23 protein-coding genes are annotated in these 21,909 nt (G+C 75.7%); 6 read left to right on the plus strand and 17 right to left on the minus strand.

Annotated features, from left to right (window positions below):
• Positions 1-2: 2 nt before the first annotated feature.
• The 4 genes from MY520_RS03405 to mshA all read right to left on the minus strand — a co-directional run bounded on the left by MY520_RS03405 (position 3) and on the right by mshA (position 3,913).
• Positions 3-302 (minus strand): hypothetical protein, encoded by a 300-nt coding sequence (locus MY520_RS03405; RefSeq protein WP_436690103.1) that lies wholly within the window; start codon positions 300-302, stop codon positions 3-5.
• Positions 303-352: 50 nt separating this feature from the next.
• Entirely contained in the window at positions 353-1,927 is a 1,575-nt protein-coding gene (locus MY520_RS03410) for an MFS transporter (protein WP_436690105.1), read from the minus strand.
• Positions 1,924-2,457, minus strand: a complete 534-nt coding sequence (locus MY520_RS03415) for a YbjN domain-containing protein (protein ID WP_436690107.1) — start codon at positions 2,455-2,457, stop codon at positions 1,924-1,926. The genes MY520_RS03410 and MY520_RS03415 overlap by 4 nt, the downstream gene beginning before the upstream one ends.
• A 100-nt stretch (positions 2,458-2,557) precedes the next feature.
• A complete protein-coding gene (mshA, locus tag MY520_RS03420; protein ID WP_436690109.1) occupies positions 2,558-3,913 on the minus strand; it encodes a D-inositol-3-phosphate glycosyltransferase in 1,356 nt (451 codons plus the stop codon).
• 81 nt (positions 3,914-3,994) lie between these two features.
• On the opposite strand from mshA, the gene MY520_RS03425 reads away from it, so the two are divergent.
• Complete coding sequence (locus MY520_RS03425) at positions 3,995-4,780, plus strand: SDR family oxidoreductase (RefSeq protein WP_436690111.1); 786 nt, start codon at positions 3,995-3,997, stop codon at positions 4,778-4,780.
• Between the two features lie 122 nt (positions 4,781-4,902).
• Here the strand turns inward: MY520_RS03425 and MY520_RS03430 are convergent, their stop codons facing one another.
• Complete coding sequence (locus MY520_RS03430) at positions 4,903-5,910, minus strand: UDP-N-acetylmuramate dehydrogenase (protein WP_436690113.1); 1,008 nt, start codon at positions 5,908-5,910, stop codon at positions 4,903-4,905.
• A gap of 34 nt (positions 5,911-5,944) precedes the next feature.
• Between MY520_RS03430 and MY520_RS03435 the strand changes: the two genes are divergently transcribed.
• Positions 5,945-6,805: a class I SAM-dependent methyltransferase gene (locus MY520_RS03435; protein ID WP_436690115.1), complete on the plus strand. Its 861-nt coding sequence runs from the start codon at positions 5,945-5,947 to the stop codon at positions 6,803-6,805.
• A 54-nt stretch (positions 6,806-6,859) separates the two neighbouring features.
• Here the strand turns inward: MY520_RS03435 and MY520_RS03440 are convergent, their stop codons facing one another.
• Positions 6,860-8,503 carry a M28 family peptidase gene (locus tag MY520_RS03440; protein ID WP_436690117.1) on the minus strand — a complete coding sequence of 548 codons (1,644 nt, stop codon included), beginning with the start codon at positions 8,501-8,503 and terminating at the stop codon, positions 6,860-6,862.
• A 220-nt stretch (positions 8,504-8,723) separates the two neighbouring features.
• Here MY520_RS03440 and MY520_RS03445 point away from each other — a divergent pair, with 220 nt between their 5' ends.
• Together MY520_RS03445 and MY520_RS03450 are read left to right on the plus strand one after the other, a co-directional pair.
• Positions 8,724-9,587, plus strand: a complete 864-nt coding sequence (locus MY520_RS03445) for a spermidine synthase (RefSeq protein ID WP_436690119.1) — start codon at positions 8,724-8,726, stop codon at positions 9,585-9,587.
• A 52-nt stretch (positions 9,588-9,639) separates the two neighbouring features.
• Entirely contained in the window at positions 9,640-9,843 is a 204-nt protein-coding gene (locus tag MY520_RS03450; RefSeq protein WP_436690121.1) for a PspC domain-containing protein, read from the plus strand.
• A 22-nt stretch (positions 9,844-9,865) separates the two neighbouring features.
• Here MY520_RS03450 and MY520_RS03455 read toward each other — a convergent pair whose 3' ends face one another.
• The 11 genes from MY520_RS03455 to murD all read right to left on the minus strand — a co-directional run bounded on the left by MY520_RS03455 (position 9,866) and on the right by murD (position 19,319).
• Positions 9,866-10,153, minus strand: coding sequence for a DUF2516 family protein (locus tag MY520_RS03455; RefSeq protein ID WP_436690123.1), 288 nt, complete (start codon positions 10,151-10,153; stop codon positions 9,866-9,868).
• A gap of 147 nt (positions 10,154-10,300) precedes the next feature.
• Entirely contained in the window at positions 10,301-11,074 is a 774-nt protein-coding gene (locus MY520_RS03460) for a hypothetical protein (RefSeq protein ID WP_436690125.1), read from the minus strand.
• A complete protein-coding gene (locus MY520_RS03465) occupies positions 11,071-11,583 on the minus strand; it encodes a helix-turn-helix domain-containing protein (RefSeq protein ID WP_436690127.1) in 513 nt (170 codons plus the stop codon). The genes MY520_RS03460 and MY520_RS03465 overlap by 4 nt, the downstream gene beginning before the upstream one ends.
• Before the next feature lie 64 nt (positions 11,584-11,647).
• The gene (locus MY520_RS03470) at positions 11,648-12,616 is read right to left on the minus strand and encodes an asparaginase (protein ID WP_436690129.1); all 969 of its coding nucleotides are present in this window, start codon (positions 12,614-12,616) and stop codon (positions 11,648-11,650) included.
• Between the two features lie 92 nt (positions 12,617-12,708).
• Entirely contained in the window at positions 12,709-13,269 is a 561-nt protein-coding gene (locus MY520_RS03475; protein ID WP_436690131.1) for an RsiG family protein, read from the minus strand.
• The gene (locus MY520_RS03480) at positions 13,266-14,126 is read right to left on the minus strand and encodes a 3-keto-5-aminohexanoate cleavage protein (protein ID WP_436690133.1); all 861 of its coding nucleotides are present in this window, start codon (positions 14,124-14,126) and stop codon (positions 13,266-13,268) included. The genes MY520_RS03475 and MY520_RS03480 overlap by 4 nt, the downstream gene beginning before the upstream one ends.
• Positions 14,127-14,204: 78 nt before the next feature.
• The gene (ygfZ, locus tag MY520_RS03485; protein WP_436690135.1) at positions 14,205-15,314 is read right to left on the minus strand and encodes a CAF17-like 4Fe-4S cluster assembly/insertion protein YgfZ; all 1,110 of its coding nucleotides are present in this window, start codon (positions 15,312-15,314) and stop codon (positions 14,205-14,207) included.
• Positions 15,311-15,778: a Fur family transcriptional regulator gene (locus MY520_RS03490; protein WP_436690137.1), complete on the minus strand. Its 468-nt coding sequence runs from the start codon at positions 15,776-15,778 to the stop codon at positions 15,311-15,313. The genes ygfZ and MY520_RS03490 overlap by 4 nt, the downstream gene beginning before the upstream one ends.
• Positions 15,779-15,788: 10 nt before the next feature.
• Complete coding sequence (locus MY520_RS03495; RefSeq protein ID WP_436690139.1) at positions 15,789-16,676, minus strand: glutamate cyclase domain-containing protein; 888 nt, start codon at positions 16,674-16,676, stop codon at positions 15,789-15,791.
• The gene (locus tag MY520_RS03500) at positions 16,673-17,992 is read right to left on the minus strand and encodes a hypothetical protein (RefSeq protein WP_436690141.1); all 1,320 of its coding nucleotides are present in this window, start codon (positions 17,990-17,992) and stop codon (positions 16,673-16,675) included. Before MY520_RS03500 ends, MY520_RS03495 begins: the two co-directional genes overlap by 4 nt.
• The gene (murD, locus tag MY520_RS03505; protein ID WP_436690143.1) at positions 17,985-19,319 is read right to left on the minus strand and encodes a UDP-N-acetylmuramoyl-L-alanine--D-glutamate ligase; all 1,335 of its coding nucleotides are present in this window, start codon (positions 19,317-19,319) and stop codon (positions 17,985-17,987) included. The genes MY520_RS03500 and murD overlap by 8 nt, the downstream gene beginning before the upstream one ends.
• 170 nt (positions 19,320-19,489) lie before the next feature.
• Here murD and nhaA point away from each other — a divergent pair, with 170 nt between their 5' ends.
• Both nhaA and MY520_RS03515 read left to right on the plus strand, forming a co-directional pair.
• Positions 19,490-20,824: a Na+/H+ antiporter NhaA gene (nhaA, locus tag MY520_RS03510; RefSeq protein ID WP_436690145.1), complete on the plus strand. Its 1,335-nt coding sequence runs from the start codon at positions 19,490-19,492 to the stop codon at positions 20,822-20,824.
• A 315-nt stretch (positions 20,825-21,139) separates the two neighbouring features.
• Positions 21,140-21,883, plus strand: coding sequence for a hypothetical protein (locus tag MY520_RS03515; RefSeq protein WP_436690147.1), 744 nt, complete (start codon positions 21,140-21,142; stop codon positions 21,881-21,883).
• Positions 21,884-21,909 lie beyond the last annotated feature (26 nt).

A 21,909-nucleotide genomic window follows, 5' to 3' on the forward strand; every position in this document is an offset into this window, starting at 1 on the left:
GCTCACCCGGTGAGCAGCGGCCAGAGCAGCCACAGCTCGAAGGCTGCCGGCGGCAGCAGCCCGGTGACGAGCCACGGGCTGCGGACCGGCCGGGCCGCACCCCACCGCAGGACCGCCACGGCCGCGATGCTGCAGGTGACCGCGACGACGAGCCAGACCACGACCGCCGCCACGTCGACCACGACGAGCTGAGCGAAGAGCAGCTGCACCGCGCAGAGCAGCATGGGGTAGACCAGCGCCGAGGCCGCGACCACGCCGACGAGCGCCCGCACGAAGCGGACCTGCGCGGGACCCTCCTGCATCGGCGCCACGCTAACGGCTGGGACGGCCCACCGGCGGTCCGCCGTCCGTCCTACGACCGTGCCGCGGCCCGGCGCCGTCCGGGCAGCCACACGAGGACGACGACCCCGGCGACGGCGGTCGCCGCGGCGGTGCCGACGGCGGTGCGGTGCATGGCCGTGACGAAGGCGTCCTGCGCGGGCCCGACCAGCCCGGAGGCGGCCGCGGCCGCGTCGGCGTCCCCGCCCGCACCGGCCGCGGCGACCGCCTCGAGGGTCGCCACGATCGACGTGCTGGCCTCCTCCCGGGCACCCGCCGGCAGCGCGTCGACGGCGTCGCCCAGGGCACCGGCGTAGGAGGCCGCCAGCAGCGACCCGAGGATGGCCACCCCGAGCGCGCCGCCGACCTGGCGCACCGAGTTGTTCACCGCCGCGCCCGCTCCGGCCTTGTGCCGCGGGACGACGGACATGATCGACTCCGTCGTCGGTGCCATCACCGCCCCCATCCCGAGGCCCTGCACCGACAGGATCGCCAGCAGCAGCCACAGCGGCGAGCCGCGGTCGAGCAGCTGGAAGCCCAGCACGGCTGTCGTGATGAGCGCGAAGCCGGAGGCGACGACGACCTTGGCGCCGAGGCGTTCGGCCAGGCGCGAGCCGCCCGGCGCCATGACCGCCATGCCCAGGGCCATCGGGATCAGGGCGGCGCCGCTGGCCAGGGGGCCGTGGCCGAGCACGCCCTGCAGGTAGTAGACGAGATAGAAGGTCGCGCCCATCAGCGCGAAGAAGTTCAGCCCGAGGCCGGCCGCGGCGGCGGAGAAGGCCGGGTTGCGGAAGAGCGTCACGTCGAGCGCGGGGTGGGTGGACCGGGCCTGGAGCCAGACGAACAGCGCCAGGAGGGCCAGCCCGCCGAGCAGGGGCACGAGCACGCCGGGTGAGCCCCAGCCCGCGCCGGACCCGCCGTGGATGATCCCGTAGACCAGCCCGGCCAGCGCCACGATGGACAGCAGCACGCCCGGCACGTCGAGCCGACCCGGTGAGGGGTCCCGCGACTCGGGGACGGCCAGCAGCGTGGCCACGATCCCGACGACGGCGACCGGGACGGCGATGAGGAAGATCGCGCCCCACCAGAAGTGCTCCAGCACCGCGCCGCTGGCCAGCGGACCGGCGGCGACCGCCAGCCCCGCGGCGCCGGCCCAGATGCCGATCGCGCGGCCGCGCTCTCCCGGCGGGAAGACGTTGGTGATGACGGCGAGGGTGGCCGGCTGCACCGCGGCCCCGCCGACGCCCATCACCGCCCGCCACAGGATCAGCTCACCCGGGGTACCGCTGAACGCCCCGAACAGCGACGCCGCCGTGTAGATCGACAGGCCCAGCAGCAGCACCCGGCGCCGGCCGATGCGGTCACCGACCACACCCCAGGAGAAGAGCAGGCCGGCGAAGACGAGGATGTAGGCGTCGATCGCCCACTGCAGCTCGCCCTGGGTGGCGCCCAGCTCCCGCTGCAGGCTGGGGATCGCGACGTTGAGCGTCGTGTTGCCCATGATCACCACGAGCAGGCAGACCGTCATGGTCGCCAGCACCCACCAGCGGCGGTCGTGGCCGGGCCGTTCCTCCTCGACCGCGGCGGGAGTGCGGTCGGTCGCCGTCACGCTCCGCCGTCCCGGGCCTCCTCGGAGCGGGACCGGCGCGAGGGGTCGGCGAAGTCGGCGAACGCCTCGAGGTTGCGCAGGGACTCCCCGCGCTTGACCCGCCACGCCCACTCGCGGCGGATCGAGGTGCCGAAGCCGATCTCGAGCATCGTGTTGAAGTGGTCGTCGGCGTAGCTGAGCACCGCGCCGAGCAGGCGGTCGAGCTCCTCGGGGGTGACCGCCGCGTGGGGCAGCCGGCCGGTGAGGTAGACGTCGCCGACGCGGTCGATCGAGTAGGCGACGCCGTACATCCGGGCGTTGTGCTGCAGCAGGAAGGTCCACAACTGCTCGCGGTTCTCGTCGGGCTGGCGGCAGACGAACGCCTCCACGCGCAGCGCGTGCTCACCGACGATCAGCCCGCAGACGGTCTTGAGCTTCTTCGTGCCGGGCAGGTCGACCAGCCAGCGGCCGGGTGCCGGGTGCTCGTGCGCCAGCTCGGCCTCGCGCAGGGTCGCCTCGATGACGTCGTCGAGCTCCTCGACCCTGCTCACTGCGCCGTCCTGTCCGCTCACTGGGCCACCGGTTCGCTCCCGCGGGGCGCTCCGCTCCCCGCTCGACGGCGCTCGCTGCGATGCTCGCGCCGCTGTCCGCTCACTGGGCCACCTGGGCGCTGGGCAGCGGTCGCACCGTCCCCAGCGCCCGCGCCGGCCGCAGCACCGCGCTGGCGGCCGCGCGGCGGGCGGCCGACGCCATCTCGCGGGCGGCGGAGGCGTAGGCCCCGACCAGGGAGTCGACCGTGCGCTCCCACGAGAACGCGCCGGCGTGCCGGCGGGCGCCGGCCGACAGCAGCTCCCGGCGGGCCAGGACGGCGCGGATGGCGGCGGCGTAGTCGGCCGGGTCCCTGCCCTCCACGAGCAGACCGGACACCCCGTGGCGCACGGCGGTGCGCAGGCCGCCGACCGCGGCGGCGACCACCGGCGTGCCGCACGCCTGGGCCTCCAGCGCCACCAGCCCGAAGGACTCGTTGTGGCTGGGCACGACGGCGACGTCGGCGGCGCGGTAGTGCTCGGCCAGCCGCTCGGAGTGCTGCGGCGGGAGGAACCGGACCAGGTCGGCGATGCCCAGCTCGGCGGCGAGCTGCTCCAGCTGGCGGGGGGCCTCCAGCCCGGAGCCGCTGGGCGCGCCGATCACGTGCACCTGGAGCCGGTCACGGAGCGCGGGGTCGTCGGCGAGCATCCGCGCCGCGGCCTCGAGCAGCAGGTCGGGGGCCTTGAGCGGCTGGATGCGGCCGACGAAGAGCAGCACGACGGCGTCGGCGGGGACGCCCAGCGCGCGGCGGGCCGCCGTCCGGTCGCCGGGGGTGAACCGGTCCAGGTCGACGCCGGGCGGGACGACGAGGGTGCGGCGCGGGTCGGCGCCGTAGTGGTCCACCAGCTGGCGGGCCTCGTCGTCGGTGTTGGCGATCAGCCGGTCGGCCTCGTCGACGACCTGCTCCTCGCCGATCACCCGGGCCCGCGGCTCGGGGCGGTCACCGGCGGCGAGCGCGGCGTTCTTCACCTTGGCCAGCGTGTGCGCGGTGTGGATCAGCGGCACGCTCCACCGGTCGCGGGCCAGCCAGCCCACCTGGCCCGACAGCCAGTAGTGCGAGTGGACGACGTCGTAGTGGCCCGGCTCGTGCTGCGCCTCCTCGCGGAGGACGGCGGCGGTGAACGCGCACAGCTGGCCGGGCAGCTCCTCCTTGCCCAGACCCTCGAACGGGCCGGCGGTGACGTGCCGCACGGTGACGCCCGGGCTCATCTCGACCACCGGGGGGAGGTCGCTGGACGTGGCCCGGGTGAAGACGTCGACCTCGATGCCCCGGGCGGCCAGCCGCCGGGAGACCTCGACGATGTAGACGTTCATGCCACCGGCGTCACCGGCACCGGGCTGGTCCAGCGGGCTCGTGTGCACCGAGAGCGTCGCCACCCGCCGGGGCACGGCCGACCAGGGACGGCGGCGAGCGGTCACGTACGACCTCCCGCCTCGGTTCCGGGCACCGGACGGCACCCGCTCGACTCCCCATCCTGCAACAGCGCCAGGATGGTCCTCATGCCCGGCCCCGCTCCCCAGTCTCCCCCCACCCCCGCAGGCCCGCCCGGCGCGGGCCGGACCGCCGTCGTCACCGGCGCCTCGAGCGGCATCGGTGCGGCCACCGCGCGGCGCCTGGCGGGCGAGGGTTTCGACGTCGTCCTGGGGGCCCGGCGGCTCGACCGGCTGACCGAGCTGGCCGCGACGATCGGGGCGCGGGCCCTGCCGCTGGACCTCACCGACCCGTCGTCGGTCGAGCAGTTCGCCGGCGCCCTGGACCGGGTGGACGTGCTGGTCAACAACGCCGGTGGGGCCTTCGACGCGGCGCCGGTCGCCGACGCCGACCTCGACTCCTGGGCGCGCACCTACGAGGTCAACGTGCTCGGCACGGTGCGGCTGACCAAGGCGCTGCTGCCCAGGCTCATCGCGTCCGGCGCCGGCGACCTGCTGTTCATGGGCTCCACCGCGGGGCTGGTCTCCTACGAGGGCGGGGCGTCCTACACGGCGGCCAAGCACGCGGTGCACACCCTGGTCGAGACGCTGCGGCTGGAGCTGTACGACCAGCCGGTCCGGGTCATGGAGATCGCGCCGGGCATGGTGCGGACCGAGGAGTTCGCCCTCAACCGGGTCGGCGACCAGGAGAAGGCGGAGTCGGTCTACCGCGGGGTGCGCGAGCCGTTGGTGGCCGAGGACGTCGCCGACTGCGTCGCGTGGGCGCTCACCCGCCCGCACCACGTCAACGTGGACCTGCTCGTCGTCCGCCCCCGCGCCCAGGCCGCCCAGCACAAGGTCCACCGCGAGGGCTGAGCCCCCCGCCGCTCACCCCGACCTTCTCGTTGATCATGGGGTTGTTGCAGGACGACCTGCGTGCAGCGGCCTGTCCGCGAGCAACAAACCCATGATCAACGCCCTGGGACGTGCGGGAGCCCCTACGGCCGGACGGCGGTCGGCTCGCGTTCCAGGGTGACGCCGAAGCGCTCCTCGACGGTGGCCACGACCTTGTCGGCGAAGGCGAGCAGCTCGGCGGCGGTCGCGCCCTCCGCCGTCGTCAGGGCCAGGCTGTGCCGGGACGACGTCCCGACCCGGCCCTCGCGGGTGCCGCGGCCGAAGCCGGCGTGCTGGACCAGCCAGGCCGCGCTGAGCTTCACGCGGCCGTCGCCGGCCGGCCAGTTCGGGCAGCCGTCGACGGCCCGGTCCGCCGGGACGATGGGGTTGGTGAAGAAGGAGCCGGCGCTGCGGCTGTCGGGGTCGGCGGGGTCCCACACCATGCCCTTGCCCCGGCGCAGCGCCAGGACGGCGGCGCGGACGTCGGCCAGCGGCGCCGTCGCGCCGAGCTCCACGCCCAGCGTGCGGGCCAGCTCGGCGTAGCCGACGGGCCGGGACGCCGCGCCCGGCTGCAGCTCGAACGACACCTCGAGGACGACGAACCGGCCCGGCTGCCGCTTCAGCCGGCTGTCGCGGTACGCGAAGTCGCACTCGGCGGGGCTCAGCGTGTACTCGGCCTTCTCCGCCCGGTCGTAGACGCGGACGGCGGTGAGGACCTGCGCGACCTCCTGGCCGTAGGCGCCGACGTTCTGCACGGGCGTCGCGCCGGTCGACCCGGGGATGCCCGACATCGCCTCCATACCCGCCAGCCCCTGCTCGACGGTGTGCGCGACCAGGTCGTCCCACGGCTCGCCGGCCTGGACCACCAGCTGCGACCCGGTCCGCTCGACCCCCCGGCTGCGGACGGCGACGACGTCCCCCGGCCAGCCCTCGTCGGGCGCGACGATGTTGGAGCCGCCGCCCAGCAGCAGCAGAGGCCGACCGGCCTCGTCGGCCTCGCGGACCGCGGCGACCAGCTGCTCGGCGTCGGTGACCTCGACCAGGCGCTCCGCGGGACCGCCCACCGCCAGCGTCGTCAGCTCCGCGAGGCGGGCGTTCCGTCGGACCTGCACGCCCCCACGCTAACCGCGACTAGGCTCCGCACCGGTGAGCGAGGCAGGAGGCGGTGACCACAAGCGCCGCGCGTCCCTCGCCCCGAGGAAGGCCAACCCGCGGCTGGCGGCGGGCCGCGCGCGGGCGCTGGGGCTGCCCACCCGCGGTACCACGAACGCCAACCGGCTGCGCCGGATCGACCGGTGGCTGCTGGCCACCCAGGTCCCCCGGCTGCGTGACGCCGCCCGGCCGCTGGTCGTCGACCTCGGCTACGGCTCCTCGGCGGTGACGACGCTGGAGCTGGCCGGCCGGCTCGGTCCGGTGGTGCCCGGCCTCGAGGTGGTCGGCCTGGAGATCGATCCCGCGCGGGTGGCCGCCGTCGCCGCCGACCGCGATCCGCCGCGGGTCGACTTCCGGGTGGGCGGGTTCGAGCTGGCCGGGCTGCGGCCGGTGCTGGTGCGCGCGTTCAACGTGCTGCGCCAGTACGACGAGGAGTCCGCGGCCCGCGCCTGGCAGACGATGTGCGCCGCGCTGGGTCCCGGCGGCCTGCTGGTCGAGGGCACCTGCGACGAGTGGGGACGGCGCGCGGCGTGGGTGGCCCTGGACGCCGACGGCCCGCTCACCCTCACCCTGGCGGCGCGGGTCGCGGACCTGGACCGGCCGTCCGACCTCGCCGAGCGGCTGCCCAAGGCGCTGATCCACCACAACGTGCCCGGCCGGCCGGTGCACGAGTTCCTGCGCGCGTTCGACGGGGCCTGGGCCGCCGCCGCGGGGCTGTCCACGTTCGGCCCGCGCCAGCGCTGGACCGCCGCCGTCCAGTCCCTCGCCGACGCGGGGTGGCCGTTCGTCGGCTCCTCCCGCCGCTGGCGGCACGGCGAGCTGACCGTGCGCTGGTCGGCCGTCGCGCCCGGCTGAGGAGGCGCCGGCCGGGGGCGGCCGCGCGACCGCCCCCGGCCGGTCACCGGGTGCTCAGGCCACCGCCCCGGAGGCAGCGCCGCCGCCGGCCTCGACGAAGGTCCCCTCGGGGCCCGCCGGCGCCGGCAGCTCGACGGGCCCGCCGCGCGGGTCCCTGCCCTCGACGCCGTTGACCGGCTCCGTGGAGTACGCGAACGTCAGCATCGCGAACGCGATGAGGTCGCTGTTCACGTCGAGCGCGTGCCGGTCCAGGTTCTCGATGGTGTCGCAGGCCAGGTGGTAGCACGGGTCGTACTGCTCCCCCGCTGTCCCGCCCCAGATCGCCGCCTGCGGCTCGGTCTTGATGCCCTCCGCGCCGGTGAAGAGCCCGCTCGAGGGGATGCCGGCGAGGATGAATGCCTCGTAGTCGCTCCGGCCCGAGAACTCGGTGTCGTCGTACGGCTCGCCGACGAGCGTGTAGTACGACTCGTACACGTCCTCGATGGCGGTGGACCCCTCCGGGATCGGGACACCCTCCGGCGCCGGGAACGTCGACTGGTCGGCGTCGTAGACCATGAAGACGTAGTTCGGCGAACCGACCATGTCGTAGTTCATGTACAGCGCGATGCGGTCGCGCTCGGCCTGCGACAACCCGGCGACGTAGTCGGCCGACCCGACCAGGCCCTGCTCCTCGGCGGCCCACCAGCCGAACCGCAGCGTGTTCTCGTGTTCGCCCTCGGCCATCAGCAGCGCCGTCTCCAGCAGCGCGGCCGAGCCCGAGCCGTTGTCGTTGATGCCCGGCCCCTCGATGACGCTGTCCAGGTGCGCGCCGGCCATGACGACGTTGTCCCGGTTCTCCCCCGGCAGCTCGGCGATCACATTGTGGTCGGTGCGCGTCTCCGCGGGCAGCACCTCCACGAACGCGGTCGAGCCGGGCTGGGCCAGGGCCACACCCTCGGCGAAGCTGGCGCCCACGACCGGGATGTCGTACGTGGCCGGCATCGTGCCCTCGAGGTCGAGGGTCTGGGCGTCCCCGATGAACAGCGCCTCGCGGTCGGGGCTGTTGCCCTGGTTGAAGACGATGACCGCCTCGGCGCCCGCCTGGTCGGCGTTCTGCGCCTTGAGCCCGAAGCTGCAGGTGCCGCGCTGGATCAGCGCGATGTCGGCGGGACCGGAGAGGTCCAGGTCGGCGAAGTCCTCGGCCTCGCAGCCGCTGGTCGAGGCGCGGTCCCCCTCCAGGTTGACGTCGACCGGGACGACCTGGCCGGCCTCGATCCGCCCCGACCCGCTCCCGGTGAAGACGCCGGTCTCGTACTCGGCCGCGGTGGGCGTGAGCTGCCGCAGCTCCGCCGGGAAGTTGAAGGTGATCTGGACCGGGTCGAGGGTCACCTCGTACCCCGCCTCGCGGAGCAGGCCGGCGACGTACTCGACGCTGTCGGCATAGCCGTCGGTGCCGGCGGCCCGTGTGCCGGGGTAGACGGGGTCGGTGCTGTTGTCGGCGATCTTCTGGAAGGCCTCGAGGTGCTCCAGTACGCCGTCGGCGGTCATGCACTCCAGCAGCTCGTCGAAGCTGTCGTTGTCCCCGTGCTCGCACCCGTGGCCGCCACCCGCGACCGCGGCTCCCGCCGGCAGCGCCAGCGCCACGAGCAGCCCTCCGGCGCCCGCGGCGGCGACGCGCCGCGCCGTCCTCCCCGCCGTGCCCGTCCGTCGATCGACCATGCTCGACCTCCTCAGCTCCGTCCGGCGGACAGCAGGAACCGTCGGACATCCCTCTGGTGCCGCTGAGCCTGGCCCTGCCCCGGCACCACCGCACAGCGGAGTCCCAGGCGAACAGCGGGCACCCGCGCGGCCGATCACGGTGCGTCGCCGACTTGTCACCGACGGCTGACCGCCGGGCGCGGCTGCGGGAACGCCCGGCCGCCACGGCACCATGACCGGTGTGAGCCGGTACCCGCGACCCGAGCCGGTGGTCCCGCCCGGCCCGACGCCGGTCGACGGGGGAACCGCCGAACTGCTCGGGGACGCCGACCGGGACGGCTCGTGGGTGCTCATGGTCGAGGGGACGCCGCAGTCGCACATCGACCTCGAGGACCCGTCCCACCTGGAGTTCGAGTACGTGCGCCGGATGGGGCACGTCCTCGACCTGGCCGCGGACGAGGGCCGGCCGCTCGACGTCGTCCACCTCGGCGGCGGAGCGCTCACCCTGCCCCGCTACGTCGCGGTGACCCGGCCCGGGTCCCGGCAGCGGGTCGTGGAGATCGACGAGCGGCTCACCGAGCTGGTCCGCGCCCACCTGCCGCTGCCGCGCGGGGCCCGGGTGCGCGTGCGGGCGGCCGACGCCCGCGCCGGCCTGGAGGCGCTGCCGACGGCGAGCGCGGACGTCGTGCTCAGCGACGTCTTCGCCGGTGCGCGCACCCCGGCCCACCTGACCAGCGTCGAGTACGCGCAGCAGGCGCGGCGGGTGCTGCGCCCCGGCGGGTACTTCGCGGCCAACGTGGCCGACGGGCCTCCGCTGCGCTTCGCCCGCGTCCAGGTCGCCACCTTGCGCGCCGTCTTCGGGCACGTCTGCCTGCTCGCCGAGCCGGGCACGCTGCGCGGCCGCCGCTTCGGGAACCTGGTGGCGGTGGCCTCGGACGCCGAGCTGCCGATCGCCGCCCTGACCCGCCGCTGCGCCGCCGACCCCATGCCCAGCCGCGTGGTGGAGGGCGCGGACCTCGACCGGTTCGCCGGCCGGTCCCGGCCGGTGCACGACGTCGATGCCGTCGCCTCCCCGGAACCCCCGGAGGGCGTGTTCAGCCGATGAGGCCGTCGCCCGGACCGCCCGCCCCCGCGCCCGCCGGCCGTAGGGTCGGGCCATGACCTCGCCTGCCCGACTCCCGCTCCGTCGCGACACGAGCAACAAGGTGATCGCCGGCGTCTGCTCGGGGATCGCCCGGCGCTACGGCCTGTCGGTCGGCGGCCTGCGCCTGGCGTTCGTGCTCTCCTGCATCCTGCCCGGCCCGCAGTTCATCGCCTACCTGGTGCTGTGGGTCGTCATGCCCGCCGACCGCGGGTACTGACACCGGCCGCCGCAGCGGCGGGTCACCAGCCGCTGCCACCCCGGCGCAGCCCGCGCACCGCGGGCCGGACGTCGACCAGGTAGACGATCGCGGCGATGATCGCCGGCAGCCCCAGGAAGCTCATCGGGCCCTGCCAGAAGACGACGAGCGTCGCCAGCCCGGTGATCGCAGCCCAGGCGGGCTTGGTCAGCTTGCCGGCCGCCACGTAGCCGGTGGCCGGCCGGACGAGGGCGTCGACGAGGGCGTAGGCGGTCAGCGCCAGGGCCCCGTAGTACAGGCCCAGGTAGATGACCCCGTCGAAGGACAGCATGCCCGGCAGGGTACCCCCGGGACTGCGCTCAGCCCGGGCACGCGCACCCGTTCGGGTGGGTCCGGGGAGGTGCCCAGGACGGCACAGGGCCCCGGAGCGCTGCGCGCGGCTCCGGGGCCCTGTCGACCCCCTGCAGGGGGTCCTTCGTCAGTCGGTGCTCTTGGCGGGCACGGCCGTCGGGTCGGCGGGCTTGGCGGTGCGGGCCCGGGTCACGCGGGCCGAGGCCTTCGCCGGGGTGGCCTTGCGGGCCGGCGAGCTCTTCTTGACCGGCTTGGCCGGGGCGGTCTCGGCGACCTCGCCGACGGTGGACTTGGCTGCCTCGGCGGCCTGCGCGGTCTTCTCCTCGGCCGCGTCGATGACCTTGGCGGTCTTGGCCGCGGTCTTCTGCGCGACGGAGGTGACCTCGTTCGAGGCCTCCGCAACGGCCTCGGCGGTCTCCTCGAGGACGTCCTCGAGGCGGTCCTCGACGGCGTCCACGGCCCGCTCGGCCCGGAAGACGACCTTGCGGAAGGTCGGCTGGCGGCGCAGCTCCTCGACGACCTCGCCACCGCGGACCGCGAGGGTCTCGATGGTGGCGACCGTCTGGGTGCGGGCGGTGCTGACCAGGCCGGTCAGGGTGCTCGCGACGGTCTCCGGGCGGACGGCGGAGGCGACGTTCTGGGCGGAGGTGCGGGCGGACTGCACGGCGCTGCGGGCGCGGGCGGCGGCCTCCTCGGCCTTGGCGCGGGCCTCCTTGGTGGCCAGGTCGACCTGGACCTGGGCCTCGCCCGGCAGGGCCTCGGCGCGCGAGCGCAGCGTCCCGACCACGGCGCGGGCGCGCTCGACGGCCAGGTCACCGGCGCCGACGGCGGCCAGCAGGACGGTCTTGTTCTGGACGGCGACGGTCTCGCCGACCTTCTTCAGGGTCTGGGTGGTGCTCATGCCGACTCCTTCGAGGGGCTGGACGTGGACGGGGATGCGGTGATGGGGGCCGCCGGCGCGCTCGACGCGTGCTCCCGGACGTAGGTCTCGTAGAGCTCGAGCAGGACCGCCTTGTGCCGCTCGGAGAGCGACTGGTCGGACCGGATGGCCGCCACGGTGTCGGGGTTACCGGCGCGGCGGTCGAGGATCCCGGCCTGCTCGTAGAGCGTCTCGGCCGAGATCTTCAGGCCCTTGGCGATGGCGGCGAGGATCTCCGCCGAGGGCTTGCGCAGCCCCCGCTCCACCTGGGAGAGGTACGGGTTGCTCACCCCGGCACTGCGGGCGAGCTCACGCAGGGACACCCGGGCGGCGCTGCGCTGCTCCCGGATGAACTCACCGACCTGGGAGCTCGTCGCCGAGACCTTGGAGCGCTCGGCGACGACGGTCTCCACGACGGTGCCCGCGAGCTGGTCCACCTTCTCGCGGACGGTGGTCACCTGCTCACGGACGAACTCGCCGGGTGTCTGCACGTTCACGACGCTAACCTGGGGTGCTAGCTACTGCAAGCGGCTGAGCCGGCACCCATCCGTGAGCTCACTCACACCTGTCCGGTTCGGCTCGAGTCCCGAGCGCCGCGGCCGAGCGGACCTCACCCACCACGCCGTCCCCACCCGCCACCGGCGTCAGCGCCCAGGGCGCCAGCTGCTCCGCCGGCACGCCCAGCCGGGCCAGGCCGGCGCACAGCACCGGGGTGCGGCCGCGCTCGCCGCCGTCGTCCAGCTTGAGGGCGACCGCCCCGCGCCCGGGGACGGCCGCCACGTGCACGCCGTCGGCGCCGCCCTTGACCAGCAGCCCGTCGACGGCCCGCATGAGATCGGTGTCCTCGCGTCCGGTGCCGGCCACGAACCACGGGTGCGCGCGCATCGCGTCGGCCACCGCCCGGTCCCGGCTGCCGGACGGCGCCTCGACCAGTCCGGCCACGCCGCGGGCCAGCCCGGTCAGCGGCAGCGCGTGCTGAGGGGCGCCGCAGCCGTCGACGACGACCGCGCCGACCGTCGTCCCGGCGGCCTCGCCCAGCCGCGCCTCGATCGCCTGCTGCAGCGGGTGCTCGCGGTCCAGGTACCCCTCGGTGGGCCAGCCCGCCGCCACGCAGGCGGCCAGCATCGCCGCGTGCTTGCCCGAGCAGTTCATCGCCAGCCGCTCGGGCTCGCGACCGGCCGCCAGCCAGGCGGCGCGCGTCGGCTCGTGCGCCGGCAGGGCGGGCGGGCAGCCCAGGTCGTCGGGCGCCAGCCCGGCCGCGGCCAGCACCGCGGCGGCGAGATCGCGGTGCCCGTCCTCCCCGGAGTGCGAGCCCGCGCCGATGGCCAGCTCCTCGCCCGAGCCCGGCGACCAGCCGGCCGCGAGCAGCGCGGTGGCCTGCACCGGCTTGTTCGCCGAGCGCGGCAGCACCGGGCGGTCGACGTCCCCGGCCGAGTAGAGCACCTCCCCCTCGGTGCCGACGACGACCAGCGCGCCGCGGTGCACCGACTCGAGGAACCCGGAGCGCCACACCTCCACCAGCACCGGGTTCTCCGGCCAAGGTGACGTACTGGAACGGCCCCCTTGCAGGGCCCCACCGCGAGCGTGCGAGTGGTGGGGGGCAAGGGGGCCCTTCATCAGTGCCGGCCCTCGTCGGCCAGCAGCGCGGCGACGTCGGCCTCGCCGTTCTGGTACCGGCGGCCGAGCTCGGCGGCGAGGCCGTCCATGACCCGCTGCACGCCCCGGCGGCGCTCCGAGAGGGTGCTCTCGGCGGCGGCCAGGGACCGGGCGGCCTGCTCGAGGTCGGCCTCGGCCAGCCCGGTCACGTCGGAGAGGTCGACGCCGGGGGTCAGCGCGTTGACCCAGTGCTCGTACTCCCCGGGCGCGGCCGGCTGCACCGTCTGGTGGCGGCCGAGGCCGTGCGCCGGGCCGCGGCCCTTCTCGGCGAGGATCTCCGGCAGCAGGTCGACCAGGGAGCGGCCGTCGTGCTCGGCCCGTCGCTGCAGCTCGCGGCGGACGATGTCCAGCCGGCCCTGCAGCAGCCGGCGGGTGTAGGAGAGGTTGACCTCCTGCTGCTCGGCCTGGCGGCGCAGCCGGCGGACGTCGGCCATCGGCCGCTGCACGGCGGCCTCCAGGAAGCCGGGGTCGAGCAGCGCGTCGACGGCGGCGCCGCCCGCGGGGGTCGGTTCGGGGGTCACGGGAGAGCCTCCACGGTCGTGCGGGTGCGGGCGGGCGGCGCGATGCCGAGGAACGCGCGGGCGTCCCCGGTACTCATCGGCGGTCGCTGGGCGATCCGGGCGAGCCCGGCCGCGCGAGCGACCAGCTGGGCGTTGTCGCGCACCGGCTCCCCGGGCGCATACGTGAGCGTGTCCTCCATGCCGACCCGCAGGTGCCCGCCGGCCGACAGCGCCGCGAGCATGACCGGCAGCGAGGTCCGCCCGACGCCGGTCGCGGCGAACGACGCGCCCGGCGGCAGGTGCGGCAGGCAGGCGGCGAGGGCCTGCGTCGTCCCGGGCATCCCGCCGGGCACGCCCATGACCAGGTCGACGTGGACGTGCCCGCCGTGCGGCGGGCCGTACCCGTCCAGCAGCCGGGCGAGGGTGGCCAGGTGGCCGAGGTCGAAGACCTCGTACTCGGGCACGATGCCGCGCTGCTGCATCCGGGTGTGCAGCTCGACGATGAGGTCCCACGGGTTGCTGAAGACGTCGCGGCCGAAGTTCACCGTGCCCAGCGAGAGGGAGGCGGCATCCGGCTCGGCGTCCAGCACGGCCAGTCGCGCGTCGAACGGGTCGGTCACCGCGCCGCCGGTGGACAGCTGCACCACCAGGTCCGTCGCCTCGCGCACGGCGGCGACGACCTCGCGCACCCGGTCGAGCTCCAGCGTCGGCCGGGTGCCGGCGTCGCGGATGTGCAGGTGGACGACGGCGGCGCCCAGCGCCTGGCAATCGCGCGCGGTGGCGACGACCTCCTCGACGGTCACCGGCAGCGCCGGGACGTCGGCCTTCGCCGACTCCGCCCCCGTCGGGGCGACCGTGATCAGCGTGCCGGAGCTCACCGGTCGTGCACCTGGGCTCGGTTCCGCACTCGCTCCGCTCCTCGCTCGCCGGCGCTCGCTGCGATGCTCACTCGCGCGTCACGCTCGCGGAATGGTCGCAGACCGGACGGCCTTCACCCGCTCCCGGGCCGCGGCCAGGGTGTCGTCCACCGCGACGGGCGCGTCGTCGGGGTCGATCGCGGCCTGCGCGCCACCCACCATCAGCTCGGCGTCCTGCTTCACCGACTGCTTGACCAGCGCCAGCGCGACGACACCGAGGTCGTGGTGCCGGACGACGGTGCCGACCCGGCCCACCTCGCGGGCGCCGGCGAGCACCGGCGTGCCCGGCGCGGGCAGCTGCTCGCTCAGCCCGTCCAGGTGCAGGAGCACCAGCCGGCGCGGCGGCCGGCCGAGGTTGTGCACCCGCGCGACGGTCTCCTGCCCGCGGTAGCAGCCCTTGTCGAGGTGGACGGCACTGGTCAGCCAGCCGGTCTCGTTGGGGATGGTGCGGTGGTCGCTGTCCACGCCGAACCGCGGCCGGCGGGCCTCCACGCGCAGCGCCTCGAAGGCGTCGAGCCCGGCGAGGGCGGCGCCCGCGGCCAGCAGCGCGTCGGCGCGGGCGGCGACGTCGGTCCGCGGCACCAGCAGGTCGACGACGGCGGAACCGTCCCCGATCGGCGGCATCCGGCGCACCCAGCCGCCGCCGTCCAGGGCGAGCACCGCGTACGGCGCCGCGGGGACCGGCAGCCCGGCCGCGGCCAGCACGTCGTCGCTCCGCGGCCCGGCCAGCGACAGCAGCGCCCAGTCGGCGGTCACCAGGGCGGGCTCGACGCGGAGCATGAACCGCATCCGGTCGAGGAAGGTCTGCAGCTCCTGGCCGGTGCCGGGCTCGACGTCGGCCCAGGTGGTGCCGCCCAGGTCGGTGAGGACGAGGTGGTGCTCGACGTGCCCCTGCGGGGAGAGCACCAGCGCCTCGGCGCCGGTGCCGTCGGCCAGCCGGTCGAGGTGCTGGCTGGTGAGGCTGTGTAGCCAGGTCAGCCGGTCGGCGCCGGGGATCACGAGCACGTCGCGGTCGGAGCGGTCGACCAGACCGGCACCCTCGGCCAGCTCCCGCTGCTCGCGCAGGGGGCTGCCGTAGTGGACCGGGACGGAACCGGCCTCCGCCGGCACGGCGCCGGGTCGGGACAGCAGGGGGCTCGGGGTGGTCATGACTTCTCCTGTCCAGCTCGTTCGCGGCACGCGCGGCACGTCCCGGACAGCGCGACGTGCCCCACGTCCAGCTGGAAACCCAGGTCGGCGGCCAGACGTTCCGCCGCGCCGTCGAGCAGCGCCGGGTCGACCGAGGAGACCTCTCCGCAGCCCTGGCAGACCACGTGCAGGTGCGGGTGCTGGGCGGCGTGGTAGACCGGCGCACCCTTGCCCAGGTGGGTGTGCCAGACCAGACCGAGCCGCTCGAGCAGCTCGAGGTTGCGGTACACCGTCGACGTGTCCGGGGCGGCTCCGCCGGGCCCGGCCTCCTCGCGCAGCTTCGCGCCGATCGCCTCGGGGGTGGCGTGCTCGAGCGACGCGACGGCGGCCAGCACCCGCTGGCGCTGGCTGGTCAGCCGCAGGCCGCGGGCCCGCAGGCGCTCGGCCAGCGGCGCGGCGAGCTCCGGGGGGTGCGTGTCGGCCACGCCGCCGAGCCTATGCCCGGGCCAGCACCCGGAGTGCCCGGATCAGGTCGGCGTACTCCGCCGTCGGCACGCCGTCGACCGAGGCGCCCGGCCGGCCGGTGACCCCGTCGATCCCCCCGGCGGCGGTGGCCGCGGCGAGCACCGCGGCGTCGACCGCCGGGTCCAGCAGCGCCCGCAGGGCGCCGGCGCGGTCCGGGACCAGCACCGCGAGCGCGGCGACCAGGGCGTAGCAGCCCCAGTTGGAGGTGCCCGCGGTCACCAGGGCGTCCACCGGGACGCGGCAGGCGATCCGCTCCCCGTGCGCGATGCAGGCGGCGACCACGTCGGCGGGGACGTTGCCCATGCCGATCTCGTTGCCGCCGTCGCCGACCGCCCCGGTGACCAGACCGGGCAGGGCGAAGGCGGCGTGCAGGGGCGCGGTCGACGCCGTGATGTCCACCGCCCGCATGGTCATCACCCGGCCGTCGGCGTTCGGCCCGAGCCGCTCGACGGCGACCAGGTGGGACAGCCCGAGCCCGGCCACCCGGCCGGCCACCGCGCCGTCGTCCGCGCCGGCCGGCACGACCGTGAGCCGCCCGGCACCCAGGACGTCGAGGCAGGCGCCGGTGACGTCGGCGCACGGGTCGTCGGTGAGCACGACCGGCTCGGCGCCGAGCGCGGCCAGCGCCGCGGCGAGGACGGCGGCGCCGACGGGGCCGTCGGTCTCGGCGGCCGGGGTGGGCGCCCAGGCGATGTGCACGCCGGTGGCCAGTCCGACCCGCGTGCCGGCGGCACCGGCGGCGGCCAGGTCCCCGGCCAGCCGCGCGAGCTGACCGGTCACGGCCGCCCCGATGCCGGTGACGTCACGGGCGCCCGGCCGCAGCACCGCCCGCTCGATGGCGGCGAGCTGCTCGTTCACCCGACCGGCGGGCGGGCCTCCGCCAGCACCCGCTGCAGGGAGGTGAGGTACGCCGGCGGGACGGCGTGCTCACCGCGCGGCTCGAGGAACCCGGCCACCGTCGCGCCGGTGACCGCGGCGAAGGACGCCGCCTCGTCGCCCAGCGCCCGCACGACCGGGCGGCCGCCCCACGCCGAGCTGCCCGCCAGGTGCGCCATCGCGGCGGCGCTCTCGGCCCGCTCGCCCACGCAGTCGAAGGGCTTCTCGGTGGCCCACAGCTTGCGGAAGCCGTCGGCGAGGGCGAGGTCCTCCAGCGGGTCGCCGCCGAACATCGCGACCGCCTCCTCGGGGCCGAGGAAGACCGCGAAGCACAGGAAGGTGAACAGGCACTTGTCGCAGTGCAGGCACCAGCGCTGGGTCGCCTCCCCGCCCATGTGCTTCTGCGTGTACGACCGGTTGCAGCTGAGGATCTCGCCGCGCAGGTCGGGCAGCGCGGCCACCGCCGCGACCGTGGCCAGCTCCGACAGCTGCCGGGTGAGACTGAAGTAGCCCACCCCCAGCTCGGCGGCGGCCGCGGCGAACAGCCGCTCGAACTCGTAGGACTTCGAGTACTGGTGGTTGACCCGGGCGCCGTCGATCTCCAGCGTCTCCTCGTCGGCGGAGCGCTCGTTGGCGAACACCACCGGGTCGAAGCCGCCCAGGACGGCGACCAGCGTGGAGATCGCCGAGTTGATCGCGGTGACCGGCACGTGCCCGTTGAGCCCGCCGGCCGCCGTCCGCTCGGCGAGCAGGGGGTCCAGCCGGCGGCGGACGCCGATCAGCGGCACCCCCGCGGCGGTCGCGACGTCGCGCTGCGCGCCGGTCGGGTTGACCGCCAGCGCGGTCGCCGGCGAGACGACGACCAACGCCAGCGCGGAGTCCTTGCCCCCGCCGACGGGCAGCAGCGCCCCGCCGCCCCCGGCGTCGGCCGGCACCGGGTCGGCCGGCCGCACCTCGACGTCGAACTCCACCGCGTGCGGCACGGGCAGCCGGTTCACCGCGGCGAACTCGCCGAGGCCGGACGTGTAGGCGGCCTCGGCGACGGCGAGCTGCGCCTTGGTCAGCGGCCGGGCCACGGTCACCCGGCCGGGTGCGCGCAGCTTGTAGTAGCTGGTGCCCATGACCAGGTGGACGAGGTCCAGCGCGGCGTCCAGCCGGGCGGGGTCCGCGCCGGCCAGCCGCTCGGTGTCCAGCGTCAGCCGTTCGGTGAACTCGTCGCCGGCCAGCCGGAAGGTGAAGGCGGCCTCGCCGGTGGTCAGGTCGATGGACCGCTCCGCGATGACGAACGCGTCAGACACGGTCCGCTCCGACGGCCCCGAGGATCTGCTCATAGGTCCGTGCCAACTCCTCGTAGTTGCGGTAGCGGTTGTAGCTGGGCGCGCCGGGCGAGAGCAGCACGACGCCTCCGCGCGGCGTCGTCCGCACCGCCTCGGCGACGGCCTCGGCGAGGTCTCCGGCCTCGGTCACCGGCGGCGGCAGCCCGCGGTCGGCCGCCGCGGCCCGCACGTCGGCGGTCAGCCGGGCGCCGGTGTCGGGCACGGCGACCACCCGGACGGCGCCCTCCCGGGCGACGACGGCGCGGGCGAGGTCGGCGTAGTCCAGGCCGCGGTCCTGCCCGCCGGCGATCAGCGTGACCGGCTGCGCGGCGAAGGCGTCGAGGGCGGCCAGCACCGAGACCGGCGTGGTGCTCAGGGTGTCGTCGACGAAGGTGACGCCGTCCAGCGTGGCGACCGGCGCCAGCCGGTGCGGCAGCGCCCGGAAGCCGGCCACGGCGGCACGGACGGCGTCGCCGTGGGCGCCCAGGTCCACGCCCATCCGGACGCAGGCGGCCAGCGCCACGTGCACGTTGGCCACGTTGTGCAGGCCCGGCAGGTGAGCGGGCCGGAACCCGGCGAGCTGCTCGGGGGCGACCAGCTCGGCCGGGTCGACCAGCACGGCCGGGTCGAGGTACCGCCCGGCCACCTCGCGCACCGGCGCGGCGGCCACCACCGAGCCCGGCGCGCAGTGGGCGAAGACGTGCAGCTTGTCGCGGTAGTACGCCTCGACGGTGCGGTGCCAGTCGAGGTGTTCGGGCGCGAGCGAGGTGAGCGCGCCCCACCCGGAGAACTCGTCCACGGCCGCGGCCTGGTAGCTGGAGACCTCGACGACCAACGCGGTCCCGTCGGTCACCGAGCCGTCGAGCAGGACGTCGAGCAGCGGCGTCCCGATGTTCCCGGCGTGCACGGCGGGCCGGCCGGCCGCGGTCAGCACCGCCGCGGCCAGCGCGCTGGTGGTGCTCTTCCCCTTCGTGCCGGTGACGCAGAGGGTGGGCACCGCACGGGCGCCGAACTCGGCCAGCGCGACACCGGTGCCGGAGGCCAGCGTGGTCCGGGCCGCCAGGGCCCGCGCGTCCTCGCGGTACGGGCTGATCCCCGGCGAGCGGAGGACGACGTCGCAGCCGGCGAGCGCGGCGACGTCGGTACCCGCCCGGGCACCCGGCGGCAGGTCCTCCGGCGCAGGAGGCACGGCGTCGACGACGACGATGCCCGCGGCGCCGGCGGCCAGCGCGGCCCGGACGGCGGCGCGCCCCTCGCGGCCGTGCCCCCAGACGCCGACCCGGCGGCCGGCGAGGTCGGCGAGCCTCACCGGCGGCTCGGGACGGGCACGACCGGGCGGGGACTCACGGCGCCCACTGTACGGAGCACGGCGCGGACGCCGGGCGGGCTCGAGAGGTGCCCCGGTAGGGTCTGCCGCAGGTGCGCCGGGAAGTCTGGTCGGCAACGTCCGCCCCGACCCCCTCCCCTGGAGCAGCCGCCGTGACGACGCCCTCCCGCCTCTTCGGCCGCGGCTCCTGGACCGAGACCAGCCGGATCGCCGCCGTGCTCCGTCAGGAGACCATGGGCGGCGCGCTGCTGCTCCTCGCGGCGGCCGTCGCGCTCGTGTGGGCGAACTCCCCCTGGTCCGAGGGGTACGAGACGCTGCGGGACACCCGGGTCGGGCCGGCGTCCCTGCACCTGGATCTCACGCTCGGCACCTGGGCGGCCGACGGACTCCTGGCGGTCTTCTTCTTCGTCGCGGGGCTGGAGCTCAAGCGGGAGTTCGTCGCCGGCGACCTGCGCGAACCGCGCCGGGCCGCGCTGCCGGTGGCCGCGGCGGTCGGCGGCATGGTGGTGCCCGCGGCGTTCTTCGTCCTGCTCAACCTCGGGCGGGAGGACGGCGCGCTGCGCGGCTGGGCGATCCCCTCGGCCACGGACATCGCCTTCGCCCTGGCCGTGCTGGCGGTGATCAGCACGCACCTGCCCAGCGCACTGCGCACCTTCCTGCTCACGCTGGCCGTCGTCGACGACCTGCTCGCCATCGCGGTCATCGCGATCTTCTACACCGACGACCTCTCGATCGTCCCGCTGCTGCTCGCGCTCGTGCCGCTGGCCCTGTTCGGGCTGCTCGTCCAGAAGCGGATCCGTTCGGCGGGGTGGTGGGGTGGGCGGACGGCAGGGTGGCTGCTGCTCCCGCTCGCCGCGGTCACCTGGGTGCTGGTGCACGAGTCGGGCGTGCACGCCACCGTCGCCGGGGTGCTGCTGGCCTCCACCGTCCCGGTGCTGCACAGCGCGGCCAGCCCGGGCCCGGACGCCGGGCCCGGGCTGGCCGAGCAGCTCGAGCACCGGCTGCGGCCGCTGTCGGCCGGCTTCGCCGTCCCGGTGTTCGCGTTCTTCTCCGCCGGCGTCGCCGTCGGCGGCCTCTCCGGGCTCGGCGCCTCGGTGACCGACAGCGTCGCGCTCGGCATCGCCGTGGGCTTGGTCGCGGGCAAGGCGATCGGCATCACCGCCGCCACCTGGGTTGTGTCCCGGTTCACGCGGGCCGAGCTCGACGAGTCGCTGGGCTGGCCCGACGTCGTGGGGCTCGCCCTGCTGGGCGGCATCGGGTTCACCGTCTCGCTGCTCATCACCGAACTGGCGTTCGGCCTGGGCTCGGCGACCTACGACCACGCAAAGGTCGGCATCCTCACCGGCACGATGGCGGCGGCGCTGCTGGCCACCGTCGTCCTGCGGCTGCGCAACCGCCGCTACCGGCGGATCCACGCGGAGGAGACGGTCGACGCGGACGGCGACGGCGTCCCCGACGTCTACCAACGGGGTTCCGCCGAGGGCTGAGAATCTGCGTTGCCGACCCCTCGGAGCCGACGTACCGTCGAAGTACACGAGAGAGGAGGTGGTCCGACACTTGCATGCTTATCGGACTCGTGAGGTGGCTGTCCGCTAGCCGCCGTCCAGATGGGCCGCCCGTTCAGACGACAGTCTGAGCGACGGCAGATCGCCCGTCCGTCGTACGGCGGCGAGCGAGAACCGGACAGTCACCCGACCCCCGGGCCGCCGACACTTGTCCAGTCGGCCCGCGTGCTGCTCCCCGCTCCGGCGGGGCCGCGCCGCGGAGCAGCCCGGGGGTTGTCCGTCCTCGGGGGAGGTCAGGTGGCGATCGCCGGCGGGGTGGGCGGGGAGGCCGGCACCGTGGACGACACCTCCGCCGGCGCCTGGATCGCCGCCGCGCTGCGGCCGCTCGACGAGCACGTCGTCGGCTCCCTCGTCCCACCCCACTTCCCGGCCTACGCCCGCGTCTTCCACCCGGCGGCGCGCTACGCCGGCCTCGACGACGTCGACGTGAGCTGGACCGAGGTCGCCGCCGGCAACGGCAGCGTCGTCCACCCGGCCATGGAGTGGGGCTCGATCACCGGCGCGATGGAGTTCTTCGACGAGGCCGACCAGTCCCCGCTGTGGGACGGCGCCCCCGCGATGGGACACCTCCCCGTGACCGTGGCGGCGCGGCTGGCCGAGGTGCTGGCCCGGCACACCACGACGCCGGGAGACTGCTGGTTCGGCGTCTGGTCCGGCTTCGGGTTCCCCGCGGCCGACCGGCCGGCGCTGGCGCTGCCCGGGCGCGCGATGTGGCTGGTCCGGGGTCCGGTCGGGCTGGCCGCCGCCAACCTGGCGCCCGAGCCGGCCGAGCAGAGCGCGAACCTGTGGTGGCCGGCCGACCGGGCCTGGGTGGTGGCGACCGACATCGACCTGGTCACCACCTACGTGGCCGGCAGCCCCGCGTGCGTGGCCGACCTGCTCGCCACCCCCGGGCTCGAGGTGGCCGAGGTCGACGCCGGCCAGCGCACCACGTGGGACGCCGACACGCTCAACCCGCCACCCGTCGACGCCCCCGAGTGAGGGGCAGAAATGGCCATTTCTGCCCC

It is taken from the genome of Geodermatophilus sp. CPCC 205506 (genome assembly GCF_051383635.1).
Lineage (GTDB): Bacteria > Actinomycetota > Actinomycetes > Mycobacteriales > Geodermatophilaceae > Geodermatophilus.

What these genes read in the sequence shown, in the direction of transcription:
- MY520_RS03405 (WP_436690103.1), bottom strand. Translation starts at nt 302, where the DNA reads ATGCAGGAGGGTCCCGCGCAGGTCCGCTTCGTGCGGGCGCTCGTCGGC.
- MY520_RS03440 (WP_436690117.1), bottom strand. Translation starts at nt 8,503, where the DNA reads ATGGTCGATCGACGGACGGGCACGGCGGGGAGGACGGCGCGGCGCGTC.
- MY520_RS03455 (WP_436690123.1), bottom strand. Translation starts at nt 10,153, where the DNA reads ATGCTGTCCTTCGACGGGGTCATCTACCTGGGCCTGTACTACGGGGCC.
- MY520_RS03450 (WP_436690121.1), top strand. Translation starts at nt 9,640, where the DNA reads ATGACCTCGCCTGCCCGACTCCCGCTCCGTCGCGACACGAGCAACAAG.
- MY520_RS03460 (WP_436690125.1), bottom strand. Translation starts at nt 11,074, where the DNA reads ATGAGCACCACCCAGACCCTGAAGAAGGTCGGCGAGACCGTCGCCGTC.
- MY520_RS03425 (WP_436690111.1), top strand. Translation starts at nt 3,995, where the DNA reads ATGCCCGGCCCCGCTCCCCAGTCTCCCCCCACCCCCGCAGGCCCGCCC.
- ygfZ (WP_436690135.1), bottom strand. Translation starts at nt 15,314, where the DNA reads ATGACCACCCCGAGCCCCCTGCTGTCCCGACCCGGCGCCGTGCCGGCG.